The organism is Bradyrhizobium sp. LTSP849 (genome assembly GCF_000938255.1).
Taxonomy (GTDB): Bacteria; Pseudomonadota; Alphaproteobacteria; order Rhizobiales; family Xanthobacteraceae; genus Bradyrhizobium.
The window spans coordinates 61,626-77,653 of the sequence record NZ_JYMR01000034.1 but is presented as its reverse complement, the minus strand read 5'-3'; the positions used below and the strand labels follow the sequence as shown (position 1 = coordinate 77,653).

The following is a 16,028-nucleotide window of genomic DNA, read 5'->3' as shown; positions in this document are numbered from 1 at the left end:
CCCAGGTTTTGACAAGTGATGGCCGATAAGAACGAACGTCCTATCAAGGTCATGGCGGAAAATCGCAAGGCCCGCTTCAACTATGCGATCGAGGATACGGTCGAGGCGGGCATTGCGCTCACCGGCACCGAGGTCAAGTCGATCCGCAGCGGCAAGAGCACGATTGCGGAATCGTATGCCGATTCGAAGGACGGCGAGATCTGGCTGATCAACGCGACCATTCCCGAATATCTCCAGGGCAATCGCTTCAATCACGAGCCCAAGCGGCCGCGAAAACTGCTGCTGCACCGCAAGCAGATCAACAAGCTGATGGGTGCCGTGGACCGCGAGGGCATGACGCTGATCCCGCTCAAGCTCTACTTCAACGAGCGCGGTCGCGCCAAGCTGCAACTCGCAGTAGCAAAGGGCAAGAAACTGCACGACAAGCGCGAGAGCGAGAAGAAGCGCGACTGGAGCCGGGAGAAGGGCCGCTTGCTGCGGGCGCGGGGATAGCGAGATGAATCAGAAAAATCTGCTCGAGGTCGATTGGAGCCGGATTCCCGCACCCGCCGACGACGGCGGCGCCGCGCATCTGATCGGCACGACGCTGCCCGAAATCAGCCTGCTCGCGACCGACGACACCTCGGTCACGCTGTCGGCGCTCTCCGGCCGAAGCGTGGTGTTCGCCTATCCGCGCACCGGCGAGCCCGGCAAGATCTCGCTGGTCGATGATTGGGATATGATCCCGGGCGCGCGCGGCTGCACCCCGCAGACTTGCGCTTTTCGCGATCTGTTCGCTGAGTTGAAGGCCGCAGGTGCCTCACAGGTGTTCGGCCTCTCGACCCAGAGCAACGACTACCAGACCGAGATGGCGTCGCGGCTGCATCTGCCGTTCCCGGTGCTTTCGGATGAGAAGCTGGCGCTGACACGTGCCCTCAATCTTCCGACCATGGAGGTCGCCGGCCTGACGCTGATCAAGCGCCTCGCGCTGATCATCGACGATGCGAAGATCACGCATGTGTTCTATCCAGTGTTTCCGCCCGACCGGAACGCGGGCGATGTGCTCGACTGGCTGAAGGCCAATCCCGCCAAGAGCCTGACCAAGGCCTAATCGAGGTCAGCCTTCACCTTCGCGAACACGCTGCGGAACATGTCCGGCGTCAGCACGCGAGTGTTCGTGTTGTAGCGGGAGCAGTGATAGCTGTCGTAGAGCTTGAATGGGCCGGCCTGATGCACCGCGCCGTGGCCGAAGGGGGCTTGCGAGGCCTTCAGCTTCAGCGGTTTGAGCACGGTGTCGTGCGCAATCCGTCCGAGCGCGACGATCGCGCGCAGGTTCGGCATCGTTTCGAGATTCGCCGCGAGAAACTGACGGCAGGTGTTGATCTCCGCCGGCAGCGGCTTGTTCTGCGGCGGCACGCAGTGCACGGCGTTGGCGATCCGGCAGTCGACCAGCTTCATGCCGTCGTCAGGCCGCGCCTGGTAGGTGCCTTTGGCGAAGCCGTATTCGAGCAGCGTTGCGTAGAGCAGGTCACCCGCATAGTCGCCGGTGAACGGCCGGCCCGTGCGGTTGGCGCCCTGCATTCCCGGCGCGAGGCCGACAATCAAAAGGCGCGCTTCGATATCGCCGAAGGGCGCAACCGGCGCGTTGTGCCACAGCGGCTCGCGCGCGCGGTTCGCCTCGCGAAAGGCGACCAGGCGCGGGCAGAGCGGACAGTCACGGTCGGGTACGAGTGTGAGGGGCTGGCGGCTTAGCCGGGCCGTCTCACTCCTCGAAGTCGTCATCGCCCCTCGGCGCCATGGTGGTCGCGCGCTGGAGGAACTGCGGGGCGTGGTGACGTGCTTCGCGCTCGCCGCGATCGCGCGGGGCGGGGCGCTCGGACGGATCGCGGCCAAGCTTGGACTGCAATTCGACCAAGTCAGTGAAGACATCGGCCTGGCGGCGCAGCTCATCGGCGATCATCGGCGGCTGGCTGGCGATGGTGGAGATCACCGTGACCCGCACGCCGCGGCGTTGCACCGCCTCGACCAGAGAGCGGAAGTCGCCGTCACCCGAGAACAGCACCATCTGGTCGATGTGCTCGGCGAGCTCCATGGCGTCGACCGCAAGCTCGATGTCCATGTTGCCCTTGACCTTGCGTCGGCCGGAGGCGTCGATGAACTCCTTGGTCGCCTTGGTGACGACGGTGTAGCCGTTGTAGTCCAGCCAGTCGATCAAGGGGCGGATCGAGGAATATTCCTGATCCTCGATGATCGCTGTGTAGTAGAACGCCCGCAGCAGTGTCCCGCGGCTCTGAAATTCCTTCAGCAGGCGCTTGTAATCGATGTCGAAGCCGAGAGTTTTCGCCGTCGCGTAAAGATTGGCTCCATCGATGAAGAGCGCGATCTTGTCGGTAGAGGAAGGTGACATTCAGTTTGCTCGCGTAGTGTTCGTGATAAATCGTTTATTGTTGGCGCGACGGCAGCAAGCCGCGCAGTTCAAACTACCGCCGAAACCCGTCGAAACCACAAATCCGGAGAAGTCGGGGCAATCAAGGTATAGTTATGGCGGTCTTGCATACACCCGGCGCCGCCCTCGATGGCCGCCCGGGAAAACACCCATCCCAGCCCCAATGTGGGGGTAGCAGAGCCGTTTGGCGAGGCCAAATCACAAATTGGCCTTGCGAAACCGCCTTGGTCCCTATAACTACCCCCAATCATCCACATATTTCGTCCCACCCACAGCGGAGCGACAGTCCATGGCTCGCGTCACCGTAGAAGATTGTATCGACAAGGTCGACAACCGGTTTGACCTGGTCCTGCTGGCTGCCCACCGCGCCCGCATGATTTCGTCCGGCTCACAACTAACGGTTGACCGCGATAACGACAAGAACCCTGTTGTATCTTTGCGTGAAATTGCCGACGAGACAATCTCGCCGGAGGATCTCCGCGAAGAGCTGGTGCACTCGCTCCAGAAGTTCGTCGAGGTCGACGAGCCCGAGCCGGACACAGTGCCGCTGATCGGCTCCGCCGGCGCGAGCGTCGATGCCGACGATACCGAAGTTGCCGTGGAACGCATGACCGAAGAAGAGCTCCTGAAGGGCCTCGAAGGCCTCGCGCCGCCGGAAGAGCAGCCCGAGGAGGACGAGTAATCGTCCCATCGCGATCGTCGAATTCTTGTGATCATATCAAAGGCCCGAACCCGTGTTCGGGCCTTTGCTTTTGTTGGCGTTTTCGTGGTTACCATAGCGTTGTCGGTTCGCACCGCGACCTGTCACTGAATTGATCGGACGCGCGCGCGATCGGAGCTAAGATGTATACAACGGGCTGGTTCATGGCCCGTTTGAAGGCAGGACGGCATGGTGTATCGACGCCGCAGACCAACGCAGATGCAGGCCGCAACCGAATCGGTTGCCGTGGCCCCGACTGCGCCGGTGGCGCGGCCGGCGAAGCCGCGCGCGCGCATGATGCGTCAATATGACCTCGTCGAGCGCGTCCGGTCCTACAATCCCAACACCAACGAAGATCTGCTGAACCGCGCCTATGTCTACGCGATGAAGGCGCACGGCTCGCAGACCCGCGCCTCCGGCGATCCGTATTTCTCGCACCCGCTCGAAGTGGCGGCGATTCTCACCGATCTGAAGCTCGACGACGCGACCATCGTCGCCGCGCTGCTTCACGACACGATCGAGGACACCGAGGCGACGCGGGCCGAGATTGACCAGATCTTCGGACCGGAAATCGGCGCGCTGGTCGAGGGCCTGACCAAGCTGAAGCGGCTGGAGCTGGTGTCGCGCGAGGCCAAGCAGGCCGAGAACCTGCGCAAATTGTTGCTGGCCATTGCCGACGATGTCCGTGTTCTCCTGGTGAAGCTGGCCGACCGCCTGCACAACATGCGCACGCTGGAGTTCGTGCCGACGGAATCGCGACGGCGTATTGCCGAGGAGACACTCGACATCTATGCGCCGCTCGCAGGCCGCATGGGCATGCAGGAAATGCGCGAGGAGCTGGAGGACCTGTCCTTCCGCACCCTCGATCCCGAAGCCTATTCGGTGGTGATGCAACGGCTCGATGCGCTCGCCGAGCGCAACCGCAACCTGATCGGCGAGATCGAGGCGCAGCTTTCCAACAATCTGCGTCACAGGGGCTTGGGCGCGCGGGTCTATGGCCGCCGCAAGAAGCCGTTTTCGATCTGGACCAAGATGGAGCGCAAGTCGGTCGGCTTCGAGCAATTGTCCGACATCTTCGGTTTCCGTGTCGTCGTCAACGACGTCGAGTCCTGCTATCGCGCGCTCGGCATCGTCCACACCACCTGGCCGGTCGTGCCGGGGCGTTTCAAGGACTACATCTCGACGCCGAAGCAGAACGATTACCGCTCGATCCACACCACCGTGATCGGTCCCGGCAACCAGCGCGCCGAGCTCCAGATCCGCACCGAGGCGATGGACCAGATCGCCGAGCGCGGCATCGCCGCGCATGTGTTCTACAAGGAAGGCGTGGGCTCGCCGACCGAATTCCTCAAGCGCGAGTCCAATGCGTTTGCCTGGCTGCGCCACACCGTCGGCATCCTCACCGAGAGTACCAACCCCGAGGAATTCCTCGAGCACACCAAGCTCGAGCTGTTCCACGACCAGGTGTTCTGCTTTACGCCGAAGGGCAAGCTGATCGCGCTGCCGCGCCATGCCAATGTGATCGACTTCGCCTATGCCGTGCATACCGATGTCGGCAACAGCGCGGTGGGCTGCAAGATCAACGGCAAGTTCGCGCCGCTGTCCTCGGAGCTCCAGAACGGTGATGAGGTCGAGGTGCTGACCTCGGAGGCGCAATCGGCGCCGCCGTCGGCCTGGGAAACGCTCGCGGTCACCGGTAAGGCGCGCGCCGCGATCCGCCGCGCCACCCGGACAGCCGTGCGCGACCAATACGCCGGCCTCGGCCGGCGCATCGTGGAGCGCCTGTTCGAGCGCGCCAAGATCGAATATGCCGACGACAAGCTGAAGGGTGCGCTGCCGCGGCTTGCGCGCGCTTCGATCGAGGACGTCATGGCGGCGGTCGGCCGCGGCGAGATCAAGGCCTCCCATGTCGCCCGCGCGATGTATCCGGACTACAAGGAGGAGCGCGTTGCGCGCTACGGCATCAAGAAGGGGTTGGCCAAGCTCAAGGAGAAGGTTGCCTCCGAGCCGCCGCGCAGCCCGGTCGCGATCCCGATCCGCGGCATCAATTCCGACCTGCCGGTGAAGTTCGCACCGAACGGCGGCGCGGTGCCCGGCGATCGCATCGTCGGCATCGTCACGCCGGGCGAGGGGATCACCATCTATCCGATCCAGTCGCCGGCCCTGAAGGATTTCGAGGAGGAGCCGGAGCGCTGGCTCGACGTCCGCTGGGACATCGAGGACTCCATGCCGCAGCGTTTCCCGGCCCGCATCAAGGTCGAGAACGTCAACGAGCCCGGCGCGCTGGCGCAGATCGCGACCGTGATCGCCGAGCATGATGGCAATATCGACAACATCAGCATGCAGCGCCGCTCGCCGGACTTCACGGAGACGACGATCGACCTCGAAGTCTACGATCTGAAGCACCTCAGTGCGATCCTAGCCCAGTTGCGCGCGAAGGCGGTCGTCGCCCGCGTCGAACGTGTTAATGGATAGGCGTCTTTCGCAGTCGCCTGTCCTTCGAATTTGTGAGCCTTGCAATGCCTGCTCTTCCGCTTCGCCTTGGCGTCAATGTCGATCATGTCGCGACCCTGCGTAACGCGCGCGGTGGCCGCAATCCCGATCCGGTGCGCGCCGCGCTGCTCGCGATCGAGGCCGGCGCCGACGGCATCACCGCGCATTTGCGCGAGGATCGCCGGCACATCCGCGACGAAGACATGGCGCGGTTGAAGGCCGAGATCTCCAAGCCGCTGAATTTCGAGATGGCGGCGACCGACGACATGATGCGCATCTCGCTCGCCACCAGGCCGCATGCGGTGTGCCTGGTGCCGGAGCGCCGCCAGGAGGTGACGACCGAAGGCGGGTTGGATGTGGTCGGCCAGCACAACGCGCTCGCGCCCTACATCGCGCGGCTGAACGATGCCGGCATCCGCGTCTCGCTGTTCATCGCCGCGGACCCCGCGCAGATCGAGATGGCGGCGCGGCTGCGCGCGCCCGTGATCGAGATCCACACCGGCGCGTGGTGCGACGCCGTGGTCGACGGCCATACCGACAAGGCTGAGGCCGAATGGCAGCGGATCGTGGCGGGGGCGAAGCTCGCAAAGGCCGCTGGCCTGGAGGTCCATGCCGGGCACGGGCTCGACTATGCGACGGCAGAGACGATCGCGGCGCTGCCCGACATCATGGAGCTCAACATTGGCTACTACATGATCGGCGAAGCTTTGTTCGTCGGCCTTGCCGAGACGGTGCGCAGCATGCGCGCGGCGATGGACCGCGGCCGGAGCCGGGCATGATCATCGGCATCGGCTCCGACCTGATCGACATCACCCGCGTCGCCAAGGTGATCGAGCGCCATGGCGAGCGCTTTCTCGGTCGCATCTTCACCGACGCCGAGCGGGCCAAGGCGGAGCGGCGCGCCAAGAACGAGAAGATGGTGGTAGCGACCTATGCCAAGCGCTTTGCCGCCAAGGAGGCCTGCTCCAAGGCGCTCGGCACCGGCATCCGGCGCGGCGTCTGGTGGCGCGACATGGGGGTGGTCAACCTGCCGGGGGGCCGGCCGACCATGCGGCTGACCGGGGGCGCTCTGGCCAGGCTTCAGGACCTGACGCCGGAGGGGTTCGAGGCGCAGATCGACTTGTCGATCACCGACGACTGGCCGCTGGCGCAGGCCTTCGTGATCATTTCCGCCGTTCCGCTGGCCAAGCCTTGATGGGCTGGCGAAAATTTTATAATTCTCATTAAAAATCAATATCTTATACGTTTTTGATGCGATCCTTGATTGCGTGGCTCCCGACAACCGTCTAAAAGTCCGCGAACGCAAATCAGCCCGGGCGAATTCGGCTTTACGCCGGAATTGGCCCTCACTATCAGAATCAGGACAATCTCCTTGCGCCGCGCAGCGATGGGCCGTTCGCGGGAGGAGGGCGCTCTGTGACCGCCGGTCGGAATTGAGAGAGCAATGAGCGTGACTTCGGGAACAAAAACTGAGAGCGGCGTCGGCGAAACGATCCGGGTCGTGATCCATGCCCTCCTGATCGCGCTTGTGATCCGCACCTTCCTGTTCCAGCCCTTCAACATCCCGTCCGGCTCGATGAAGGCGACGCTGCTGGTCGGCGACTATCTATTCGTCTCGAAATATTCCTACGGCTACAGCCACTACTCGATCCCGTTCTCGCCGCCGCTGTTCTCGGGGCGGATCTGGGGTTCGGACCCGAACCGCGGCGACATCGTGGTGTTTCGCCTGCCGAAGGACGATTCCACCGACTACATCAAGCGCGTGATCGGGCTTCCCGGCGACCACATCCAGATGAAGGACGGGCTGCTCTACATCAACGATACGCCGGTCGAGCGGCAGCGCATGAGCGAATTTGTCGGCGAAGATCCTTGCGGTTCCGAAGGCGGCGGCCTTTCTCGGGTGAAGCGCTGGAAGGAGACGCTGCCGAACGGGGTGTCCTATGAGACGCTGGATTGCGCCGACAACGGCTATATGGACAACACCAATGTCTACACCGTGCCGCCCGGCCACTTCTTCATGATGGGCGACAACCGCGACAACTCGACCGACAGCCGCTTCCTCGGCCAGGTCGGCTACGTGCCGCAGGAGAACCTGATCGGCCGCGCCCAGATGATCTTCTTCTCCATCGCCGAAGGCGAGCATGCCTGGATGTTCTGGCGCTGGCCGTGGGCGGTGCGCTGGAATCGTTTCTTCAAAATTGTCCGATGAAAGACGAAGCCAAGGACATCACGACCCAACCGATCGAGGCGCAAGCTGGCCCTGACGGCGAAGCTGTGACCAAGACGCTGACGTCCAAGACGCCTGCGAAGAAGAAGCGGGTGCGCAGCGGCAAGGCCAAGGCGGCTGACGCGAACGCGGCGCTCGAGGCGCGCATTGGGCACGGCTTTGCCGATCCGAACCTGCTGATGCTGGCGATCACGCATGTTTCGGCGCTGAAGTCCGGGCGCAAGCGCGGCGACAGCTATCAGCGGCTGGAATTTCTCGGCGACCACGTGCTCGGGCTCGTCGTCTCCGACATGCTCTATCATACCTTCCCGAACGCGGATGAGGGCGAGCTGTCCAAGCGGCTTGCCGAGCTCGTGCGCAAGGAGAGCTGCGCCGACGTCGCCAAGTCGCTCGGTCTGCTCGACGACATCAAGCTGGGCTCGGTCGGCCCCAGCGCCGACGCCCGGCTGCGCAAGTCCATACTCGGTGACATCTGCGAGGCGGTGATCGGCGCCATCTTCCTCGACGGCGGCCATGCGGCCGCGGACGAGTTCGTCAAGCGCAACTGGACCGAGCGCATGCACAAGCCGCGACGGCCGCTGCGCGATCCCAAGACCGTGCTCCAGGAATGGGCGCAGGGGAAGGGACTGCCGACGCCGGTCTACCGCGAGGTCGAGCGCACCGGTCCGCATCACGATCCGGAGTTCCGTGTCGCGGTGGACCTGCCGGGGCTGGCGCCGGCCGAAGGCACGGGCGGCAGCAAGCGTGCGGCGGAGAAGGTCGCGGCCTCAGTCATGATCGAACGTGAAGGTGTTGGCGGCGGCAATGACGGTTGAAGCAAGCGGCGAGACGCCCACTGCTACGCGCTGCGGCTTCGTAGCGCTGATCGGCGCCCCCAATGTCGGCAAGTCCACGCTGGTCAACGCGCTGGTCGGGGCGAAGGTCACGATCGTCTCGCGCAAGGTGCAGACCACGCGTGCGCTGATCCGCGGCATCGTCATCGAGAACAATGCGCAGATCATCCTGGTCGACACGCCCGGTATCTTCCTGCCCAAGCGAAGGCTCGATCGCGCCATGGTCTCGACCGCCTGGAGCGGCGCGCATGACGCCGATCTTGTCTGCGTGCTGCTCGACGCCAAGGCCGGGATTGACGAGGAGGCCGATGCGATCCTCACCAAGGCCGCGAGCGTCAAGCACGACAAGATCCTGGTGATCAACAAGGTCGACCTGGTCCAGCGCGAGAAGCTTTTGGCGCTGGCGCAGGCCGCCAACGAGCGCATGGCCTTCACGAAGACCTTCATGATTGCGGCGATCTCGGGCGACGGCGTCGACGACATCCGCAATACGCTCGCCGAGATGGTGCCGCCGGGTCCGTTCCTCTATCCCGAAGACCAGATGTCGGATGCGCCGATGCGGCATCTCGCGGCCGAGATCACCCGCGAAAAGATCTTTCGCAAGCTGCACCAGGAATTGCCTTACCAATCCACGGTCGAGACCGACAAGTGGGAGGAGCGCAAGGACAAGTCGGTGCGCATCGAGCAGACGATCTTCGTCGAGCGCGAAAGCCAGCGCAAGATCGTGCTCGGCGCGGGCGGTGCCACCATCAAGTCGATCGGCGCGGACTCGCGCAAGGAGATCGGCGAAATCCTGGGCGTGCCGGTGCATCTCTTCCTGTTCGTCAAGGTGCGCGAGAACTGGGGTGACGATCCCGATCGCTATCGCGAGATGGGCCTGGAATTTCCCAAAGAATAACCAAGAAAAGATCGGTATTTGATGAGCGTGCCCCGCAACGTCCAGCGCTTCGAAGCGTTGCTCTATGCTTCGCTGATGCTGGATGCCCTGTCGGTCGCGGTCCAGGACCGCACACCCACCGTCGACATGACCGAGCAGATGATCATGACGGCGACGCTGCTCGCCGGCGCCATGATTTCGCTGCTGGTCTATTTCGTCTGGCTCGCCGCGCATGGGCGCAAGAACTGGCCGCGCTGGGTGCTGGCGGCAGCGCTGGTGCTGTCGGTGATCTCGCTCGGCCAGATCATCGGCGAGCGGGGCCTGGAGCTCGACAGCGTCATCGAAATCGCCTCCTGCGTGCTGACGGTGTTCGGGCTGTATTTCTCCTTTAGCGGCGACGCGCAGGGCTGGTTCAACGCGTGAGGTCAAATTGGTGGGCACGCTTCGCTTTGCCCACCCTACGATTCCTCAAAATGCGCTAGACTTCCGTCCATGGAGTGGACCGACGAAGGCATCGTGCTGGGGGTGCGGCGGCATGGCGAATCCAGCGCCATCGTCGAGCTTTTGACGCGCGAGCACGGCCGGCATCTCGGCCTCGTGCGTGGCGGCGCCGGCTCGCGGATGCGGCCGCTCTTGCAGCCGGGAAACAGCGTCAGCGTGGTGTGGCGGGCGCGGCTCGACGAGCATCTCGGCACCTATGCGATCGAAGGCTTGAAGCTGCGCGCGGCGACGCTGCTGGGATCGTCCCATGGCGTTTACGGCGTCACCCATCTGGCCTCGATTGCGCGGCTCCTGCCGGAGCGCGATCCGCACGGGGAGATTTTTGCGCTGCTCGAACATTCGCTCGACGATTTCGACGACATCGGCAGCGCCGCCGTGCACGTCATCCATTTTGAACTGGCTATGCTCACCGAACTTGGCTTCGGGCTGGCGCTGGACAATTGCGCGGTGACCGGGGAGACCACGGACCTGATCTACGTCTCGCCGAAATCCGGCGGTGCGGTGTCACGCGGCGCAGGCGAGCCGTGGCGCGATCGGCTGTTGCGGCTGCCGCAGTTCCTGCGCCAGGGCGAGGTGCAGGACGACCTCACCGATGAGGATCTCCAGGACGGCTTTCGGCTCACCGGCCTGTTCCTGCTGCGCCATGTGCTGGAGCCGCGTGGGCAAGCCCATTCCGACGCGCGGGCCGGCTTCATCAACGCGCTGACACGGCAGCAGGCCAAAGCGGCGCTCCCAGCGCCATGAAAAGGCGGTGCTTCCCGCGCCATGACGCCAGCGCGCCCCTGTATTGCCCAATCAGGCGGCAGTTTGCGGAACAATAGACGGGTTCCCGGACTTGCTCTTGGGGTTCCAACCCGGGGATAGCCTGATGTTGATCAAGGGAATGCTGATATCGGCAGCGCTTGTCGCGCTGGCGCCGGACGCCCTCGCAGGCGAGCAACCGGGTGTGTTTCGCCGTGCCTCCTGCACCGTTGTCAGGTTTTACGTGGCCAAATATTCCGCTGCAGCGGCAGAGGCATGGGCCCGATCCAAGGGCGCGACAGACGCTGAAATCGAGACGGCTCGCCGCTGCGTGGCCAATACGCCGGTCACTGCGCAGGCCAAGGTTCAGCCGACCGTGACCGCCGGCTGGGCAGGGCAGTAGAAGCCCACAGGGAACCAATCCATCCTTGCCCGATTCGCCTTCACGGTTTAACCGGGCGGCATGGGAAAACGAATCGTTCCGCCGGAAGAACCGGCCGAAATTCACGATGTGCCGCTGCGTGAGGCGCTGGAAGAGCGCTATCTCGCGTACGCGCTCTCCACCATCATGCACCGCGCGCTGCCGGATGCGCGCGACGGCCTGAAGCCGGTGCACCGGCGCATCCTCTACGGCATGCGCCTGCTCCGGCTCGACCCGGGTACGGCCTTCAAGAAATCCGCCAAAATCGTCGGCGACGTGATGGGCTCCTTCCATCCGCACGGCGACCAGGCGATCTACGACGCGATGGTGCGCCTCGCGCAGGATTTCTCCTCGCGCTATCCGCTGGTCGACGGCCAGGGCAATTTCGGCAATATCGACGGCGATAACCCCGCGGCCTACCGCTACACCGAAGCCCGCATGACCGATGTCGCGCGGCTTCTGCTCGACGGCATCGACGAGGACGGCGTCGAGTTTCGTCCCAACTACGATGGCCAGTCCAAGGAGCCGGTGGTTCTGCCCGGCGGCTTCCCGAATCTGCTCGCCAACGGCGCGCAAGGCATCGCCGTCGGCATGGCGACCTCGATCCCACCGCACAATGCCGCCGAGCTCTGCGAGGCAGCGCTGCATCTGATCGAGAAGCCCGACGCGAAATCGAAGGCCCTGCTGAAGTGGGTGAAGGGCCCGGATTTCCCGACCGGCGGCATCTGTGTCGATTCCAAGCAGGCGATTGCTGAAGCCTACACCACCGGCCGCGGCTCTTTCCGCGTCCGCGCCAGGTGGGAGCAAGAGGAGGGCGCCCGTAGCACTTGGGTCGTCGTCATCACCGAGATTCCCTTCCTGGTGCAGAAGTCGCGCCTCGTCGAGAAGATTGCCGAGCTGCTGGACCAGAAGAAGCTGCCGCTGGTCGGCGATGTCAGGGACGAGTCGGCCGAAGACGTCCGTCTCGTGATCGAACCGAAGTCGAAGAACGTCGATCCTGCCCTGATGATGGAATCGTTGTTCCGGTTGACCGAGCTCGAAAACAAGATTCCGCTGAACCTCAACGTGCTGCTGAAGGGCCGCATCCCCAAAGTGGTGGGTCTGGCCGAGTGCTTGCGCGAATGGCTCGACCATTTGCGCGACGTCCTGATCCGCCGGACCAACTTCCGCAAGGCGCAGATCGAGCATCGGCTGGAAGTCCTCGGCGGTCTCCTGATCGCCTATCTCAACATCGACGAGGTGATCAGGATCATCCGTACCGTAGATGAGCCGAAGCCGGCGCTGATGAAGGCGTTCAAGCTCACCGAGGTACAGGTCGAGGCCATCCTCAACATGCGGCTCCGGAGCTTGCGCAAGCTTGAGGAAATGGAGATCCGCACCGAGGACAAGAACCTTCGCAACGAGCTCAAGGGCATCAATGCATTGCTCGCGTCCGAAGCCGAGCAGTGGAAGAAGGTCGCCGAGCAGGTCGGCAAGGTCCGCGACATGTTCGGACCCAAGACGCCGCTCGGCAAGCGCCGCACCACCTTTGCGGATGCGCCCGAGCACGATCTTGCCGCAATGGAGGAAGCCCTCGTCGAGCGCGAGCCGGTGACCGTTGTCGTCTCCGACAAAGGCTGGATTCGCACCATGAAAGGCCATGTCGAGGATCTCTCGGGCCTCGCCTTCAAGCAGGACGACAAGCTTGGCTTCACCTTCTTCGCGGAGACGACCTCGAAGCTGCTGCTGTTTGCCACCAACGGAAAATTCTATTCGCTCGACGTCGCAAAACTGCCGGGCGGCCGCGGTCATGGCGAGCCGATCCGCCTGTTCATCGATCTCGAGCAGGACGCAGCTCCCGTCACGCTGTTCGTCAACAAGGGCGGCCGCAAGTTCCTCGTCGCGAGCCACGAAGGCCAGGGCTTTGTCGTCAACGAGGACGATTGCGTCGGCACCACCAAGAAGGGCAAGCAGGTTCTCAACGTCGACATGCCGAACGAGGCGCGCGCGATCACCGAGGTGCTCGGCGATACCATCGCGGTCATCGGCGAGAACCGCAAGATGCTGGTCTTCCCGCTCAGTGAAGTGCCGGAGATGGCACGCGGCCGCGGCGTTCGCTTGCAGAAATACAAGGACGGTGGCCTCTCCGACATCGCGGTGTTCGACGCCAAGGCGGGCCTCACCTGGAAAGACTCCGCGGGGCGCGAATTCAGCGCGACCATGAAGGAGCTCGCCGAATGGAAAGGCACCCGCGCAGATGCCGGCCGCCTGCCGCCGAAGGGCTTTCCGAAGTCGAACAAGTTCGGGCGAGTGATCGGGTAACTCAACTTTCAAACAGCAGGCGCGCCCTCCTGATTCGCAATCGCGTATCTCTTAACGCTTGATTGCGATTTCTTGCTTTGTGCCGACAAAAGCAGCATTTTTCGCAAGCTTGTTGTTGCCGTTTGAACACGCCGCAAGGCTTTCGCGTTCGCGCGCTCAACGGGAGATAGCGAATCACGAATCGCCGTGATTCCATTTGTGCTAGGATATTTTTGGAATTTCGCTGGGGACTGGGAATGGGGCCGGGATCGAACACGGCGTTGCGGCCGCCGCGCTGCCTGCTTCTTTGTAGCGTCTCAATCATCGCCTTGTCCGGTTCGGCGCTCGGAGCCGACTTGCCCGTAAAGGCGTCACCGGCGCTCGCCGCGTCCTGGGCGGGCTTCTACCTTGGTGTCCACGGCGGATATGGCTGGGAGCGCGACGACTTCTCACAGTCGGAGGCGTTCGCGCTGGCGACGCCGCAATCGATCAACGGCATCCGCGGGAAAGGCGCCGTCTACGGCGCGCAGGCCGGCTACAATTGGCAGTTCGGCCGCGCCGTCACCGGGCTCGAGTTCGATTTCTCGGCGACCGACATCAAGGGCAGCAACGCGGTCAGCCAACTCCTCGGCGGGACTGACACGACGACCATCACGCTGGGCGAGAAGGCGCAATATCTCGGCAGCGTTCGCGGCCGCCTCGGTTGGCTGCCGGCCGACAATGTGCTGCTGTACGGGACCGCGGGCCTCGCCTGGGAGCGGCTCGACTCCACATCGCAGACATTGCAGACCTCGACGGCGCCGGTCAGTGCGACGCTGTCGTCCAGCCGCACGCCAACCGACAAGTTCGGCTGGGTCGCCGGCGCTGGCGTCGAGGCGATGCTGGGCAGCCCGAACTGGATCGGCCGCATCGAATATCTGCACTACGATTTCGGCCAGATCGCCGACTCCTCCGCGATCACCGCTGCGATCGGCCAGGTGAACTCGACGTCGGGGTCGCAGACCATCGACATGGTTCGCGTCGGCGTGTCCTACAAGTTTGGCGCGCCAGCGCGGCAAGCACCGGTGCCTTACGTCAAGGCGCCCGTGCTGGCATCGGCGCGCAGCGGCTGGGCCGGGTTCTATGCCGGCGCCCATGGCGGCTATGGCTGGGGCGATGATCCCGCGACCTTGCCCCTGACGCTGCTCGACTTTGCGCCGGACGGCGCGCTGACCGGCGCAAAGTCGCAAGGCTGGGTCGCCGGCGGTCAGTTCGGCCACAACTGGCAATATAATCGAGTGGTCGCCGGCCTCGAGGCCGACCTCAGCGCGGCCGACATCAAGGGCAGCACTTCGACGGCATCGATTGCGTCTCCTGGCTTCGCCTCGACGCTGAAGTTCGACGAGAAGGTGAAATATCTCGGTACCGTGCGCGGCCGTCTCGGCTGGACGCCGATCGACACCATACTGCTTTATGGGACCGCCGGCCTCGCCTGGGAACGGCTGGAGATCACCCAGGTGCAGCAGGACACCACCGCGACGGGCGTCACCACCACGCGGACGGCTACACCGAGCGACCGCTTCGGCTGGGTTGCAGGTGCGGGCGGCGAGATGATGCTCGGCAGCAGCAACTGGATCGGGCGGCTGGAATATCTGCACTACGATTTCGGCCGCGTCCGTTCCGATTCAAGCCTGGTCGCCGTCTCGCCGCCGTTGACGAATTTTGCCGCGGCGACCTCGATCGGCCACCAGACCGTCGACCTCGTGCGTGCCGGCGTATCCTACAAGTTCGGGCCGGACGCCGTCTCGCCCGTGTCTGCGCTTGCCTATGCCAAACTTGCCGATGCCAAGGCGGGCCCGATGCCATCGCTGCAAAGCTGGTCCGGCTTCTATCTTGGCGCCCATGGCGGCTATGGCTGGAAGCAGAACGATTTTTCGAACGGCTCCTTGCTTGGCGGGGTCACCATCGGCGATATCAGGTCGAAAGGCTGGCTCGGCGGCGGCCAGGCCGGCTACAACTGGCAGTATGCGAGCGCCGTTGCGGGTGTCGAGATCGACGGCAGCGCGACCGGCATCAAGGGCTCGACCCCAACCGTGCTCGCCGGCACCGTCAGCGACACGCTGTCGGACAACGTCAAATATCTGGGCACGGTGCGCGGGCGTCTCGGCTGGACGCCGTCGAGCGGCTGGCTGCTCTATGCCACCGGCGGTCTCGCGTTCGAACATGCGCACCGTATCGATTCCTCGGCCAATTCGGCCCCCAGTCCGATCACAGCCGCCGTGGTCGAGACGGCGCGCAATCATTTCGGGGTTGCCGCCGGTGCGGGTGTCGAGACCTTCCTCGGCAATTCGAACTGGATCGGCCGCATCGAATATCTGCATTACGATTTCGGCACGGTGGAAGCGAAGACCAACATCGCCACGACCGAGCCCGGCGGTGCGCCCACCACCGATCGCGGCGGCCGGCAGACGATCGATACCGTCCGCGCCGGGGTGTCATACAAGTTCACGCCATAGAGCTGCGCTCAGATCGCCCCGACGAGCCCGAGGCC

Annotated in this window: 16 protein-coding genes; 14 read left to right on the top strand and 2 right to left on the bottom strand. The window is 63.9% G+C overall.

The features are described from left to right. Positions 1-18 precede the first annotated feature (18 nt). Both smpB and UB31_RS21620 read left to right on the top strand, forming a co-directional pair. On the top strand, positions 19-492 hold the full coding sequence (gene smpB / locus UB31_RS21625; RefSeq protein WP_045012328.1) for an SsrA-binding protein SmpB: 474 nt from the start codon (positions 19-21) through the stop codon (positions 490-492). A gap of 4 nt (positions 493-496) precedes the next feature. Further along, positions 497-1,090 (top strand): peroxiredoxin, encoded by a 594-nt coding sequence (locus UB31_RS21620; protein WP_045012327.1) that lies wholly within the window; start codon positions 497-499, stop codon positions 1,088-1,090. On the opposite strand, the gene UB31_RS21615 is transcribed toward UB31_RS21620, so the two are convergent. Continuing rightward, positions 1,087-1,761 carry a uracil-DNA glycosylase gene (locus UB31_RS21615; protein WP_045012326.1) on the bottom strand — a complete coding sequence of 225 codons (675 nt, stop codon included), beginning with the start codon at positions 1,759-1,761 and terminating at the stop codon, positions 1,087-1,089. The two genes, UB31_RS21620 and UB31_RS21615, sit on opposite strands and share 4 nt — an antisense overlap. After that, on the bottom strand, positions 1,742-2,386 hold the full coding sequence (locus UB31_RS21610; protein WP_045008001.1) for a LabA-like NYN domain-containing protein: 645 nt from the start codon (positions 2,384-2,386) through the stop codon (positions 1,742-1,744). The genes UB31_RS21615 and UB31_RS21610 overlap by 20 nt, the downstream gene beginning before the upstream one ends. Positions 2,387-2,714: 328 nt before the next feature. On the opposite strand from UB31_RS21610, the gene rpoZ reads away from it, so the two are divergent. The 12 genes from rpoZ (at position 2,715) to UB31_RS21550 (ending at position 15,993) form a co-directional block, all read left to right on the top strand. Then, positions 2,715-3,107 (top strand): DNA-directed RNA polymerase subunit omega, encoded by a 393-nt coding sequence (gene rpoZ, locus UB31_RS21605; protein WP_014494742.1) that lies wholly within the window; start codon positions 2,715-2,717, stop codon positions 3,105-3,107. Positions 3,108-3,314: 207 nt separating this feature from the next. Beyond that, positions 3,315-5,600: a RelA/SpoT family protein gene (locus tag UB31_RS21600; RefSeq protein WP_045012325.1), complete on the top strand. Its 2,286-nt coding sequence runs from the start codon at positions 3,315-3,317 to the stop codon at positions 5,598-5,600. Positions 5,601-5,644: 44 nt separating this feature from the next. Beyond that, complete coding sequence (locus tag UB31_RS21595) at positions 5,645-6,397, top strand: pyridoxine 5'-phosphate synthase (RefSeq protein WP_045012324.1); 753 nt, start codon at positions 5,645-5,647, stop codon at positions 6,395-6,397. Beyond that, the gene (acpS, locus tag UB31_RS21590; RefSeq protein WP_045007998.1) at positions 6,394-6,813 is read left to right on the top strand and encodes a holo-ACP synthase; all 420 of its coding nucleotides are present in this window, start codon (positions 6,394-6,396) and stop codon (positions 6,811-6,813) included. The genes UB31_RS21595 and acpS overlap by 4 nt, the downstream gene beginning before the upstream one ends. Before the next feature lie 249 nt (positions 6,814-7,062). Beyond that, positions 7,063-7,827 carry a signal peptidase I gene (gene lepB / locus UB31_RS21585; RefSeq protein ID WP_045007997.1) on the top strand — a complete coding sequence of 255 codons (765 nt, stop codon included), beginning with the start codon at positions 7,063-7,065 and terminating at the stop codon, positions 7,825-7,827. Continuing rightward, entirely contained in the window at positions 7,824-8,660 is an 837-nt protein-coding gene (gene rnc, locus UB31_RS21580; protein ID WP_045007996.1) for a ribonuclease III, read from the top strand. Before lepB ends, rnc begins: the two co-directional genes overlap by 4 nt. Further along, positions 8,650-9,576, top strand: coding sequence for a GTPase Era (gene era / locus UB31_RS21575; protein WP_045012323.1), 927 nt, complete (start codon positions 8,650-8,652; stop codon positions 9,574-9,576). The genes rnc and era overlap by 11 nt, the downstream gene beginning before the upstream one ends. 21 nt (positions 9,577-9,597) lie before the next feature. Beyond that, positions 9,598-9,978, top strand: coding sequence for a hypothetical protein (locus tag UB31_RS21570; RefSeq protein WP_045007994.1), 381 nt, complete (start codon positions 9,598-9,600; stop codon positions 9,976-9,978). 69 nt (positions 9,979-10,047) lie between these two features. Then, positions 10,048-10,800 (top strand): DNA repair protein RecO, encoded by a 753-nt coding sequence (gene recO, locus UB31_RS21565; protein WP_045012322.1) that lies wholly within the window; start codon positions 10,048-10,050, stop codon positions 10,798-10,800. Between the two features lie 124 nt (positions 10,801-10,924). Beyond that, positions 10,925-11,200, top strand: a complete 276-nt coding sequence (locus UB31_RS21560; protein WP_045012321.1) for a hypothetical protein — start codon at positions 10,925-10,927, stop codon at positions 11,198-11,200. 60 nt (positions 11,201-11,260) lie between these two features. Continuing rightward, the gene (gene parC / locus UB31_RS21555) at positions 11,261-13,519 is read left to right on the top strand and encodes a DNA topoisomerase IV subunit A (RefSeq protein ID WP_045012320.1); all 2,259 of its coding nucleotides are present in this window, start codon (positions 11,261-11,263) and stop codon (positions 13,517-13,519) included. A gap of 335 nt (positions 13,520-13,854) precedes the next feature. After that, positions 13,855-15,993: an outer membrane protein gene (locus tag UB31_RS21550; protein WP_197090840.1), complete on the top strand. Its 2,139-nt coding sequence runs from the start codon at positions 13,855-13,857 to the stop codon at positions 15,991-15,993. Positions 15,994-16,028: the final 35 nt, after the last annotated feature.

What these genes read in the sequence shown, in the direction of transcription:
- smpB (WP_045012328.1), top strand. Translation starts at nt 19, where the DNA reads ATGGCCGATAAGAACGAACGTCCTATCAAGGTCATGGCGGAAAATCGC.
- UB31_RS21620 (WP_045012327.1), top strand. Translation starts at nt 497, where the DNA reads ATGAATCAGAAAAATCTGCTCGAGGTCGATTGGAGCCGGATTCCCGCA.
- UB31_RS21615 (WP_045012326.1), bottom strand. Translation starts at nt 1,761, where the DNA reads ATGACGACTTCGAGGAGTGAGACGGCCCGGCTAAGCCGCCAGCCCCTC.
- UB31_RS21610 (WP_045008001.1), bottom strand. Translation starts at nt 2,386, where the DNA reads ATGTCACCTTCCTCTACCGACAAGATCGCGCTCTTCATCGATGGAGCC.
- rpoZ (WP_014494742.1), top strand. Translation starts at nt 2,715, where the DNA reads ATGGCTCGCGTCACCGTAGAAGATTGTATCGACAAGGTCGACAACCGG.
- UB31_RS21600 (WP_045012325.1), top strand. Translation starts at nt 3,315, where the DNA reads ATGGTGTATCGACGCCGCAGACCAACGCAGATGCAGGCCGCAACCGAA.
- UB31_RS21595 (WP_045012324.1), top strand. Translation starts at nt 5,645, where the DNA reads ATGCCTGCTCTTCCGCTTCGCCTTGGCGTCAATGTCGATCATGTCGCG.
- acpS (WP_045007998.1), top strand. Translation starts at nt 6,394, where the DNA reads ATGATCATCGGCATCGGCTCCGACCTGATCGACATCACCCGCGTCGCC.
- lepB (WP_045007997.1), top strand. Translation starts at nt 7,063, where the DNA reads ATGAGCGTGACTTCGGGAACAAAAACTGAGAGCGGCGTCGGCGAAACG.
- rnc (WP_045007996.1), top strand. Translation starts at nt 7,824, where the DNA reads ATGAAAGACGAAGCCAAGGACATCACGACCCAACCGATCGAGGCGCAA.
- era (WP_045012323.1), top strand. Translation starts at nt 8,650, where the DNA reads ATGACGGTTGAAGCAAGCGGCGAGACGCCCACTGCTACGCGCTGCGGC.
- UB31_RS21570 (WP_045007994.1), top strand. Translation starts at nt 9,598, where the DNA reads ATGAGCGTGCCCCGCAACGTCCAGCGCTTCGAAGCGTTGCTCTATGCT.
- recO (WP_045012322.1), top strand. Translation starts at nt 10,048, where the DNA reads ATGGAGTGGACCGACGAAGGCATCGTGCTGGGGGTGCGGCGGCATGGC.
- UB31_RS21560 (WP_045012321.1), top strand. Translation starts at nt 10,925, where the DNA reads ATGTTGATCAAGGGAATGCTGATATCGGCAGCGCTTGTCGCGCTGGCG.
- parC (WP_045012320.1), top strand. Translation starts at nt 11,261, where the DNA reads ATGGGAAAACGAATCGTTCCGCCGGAAGAACCGGCCGAAATTCACGAT.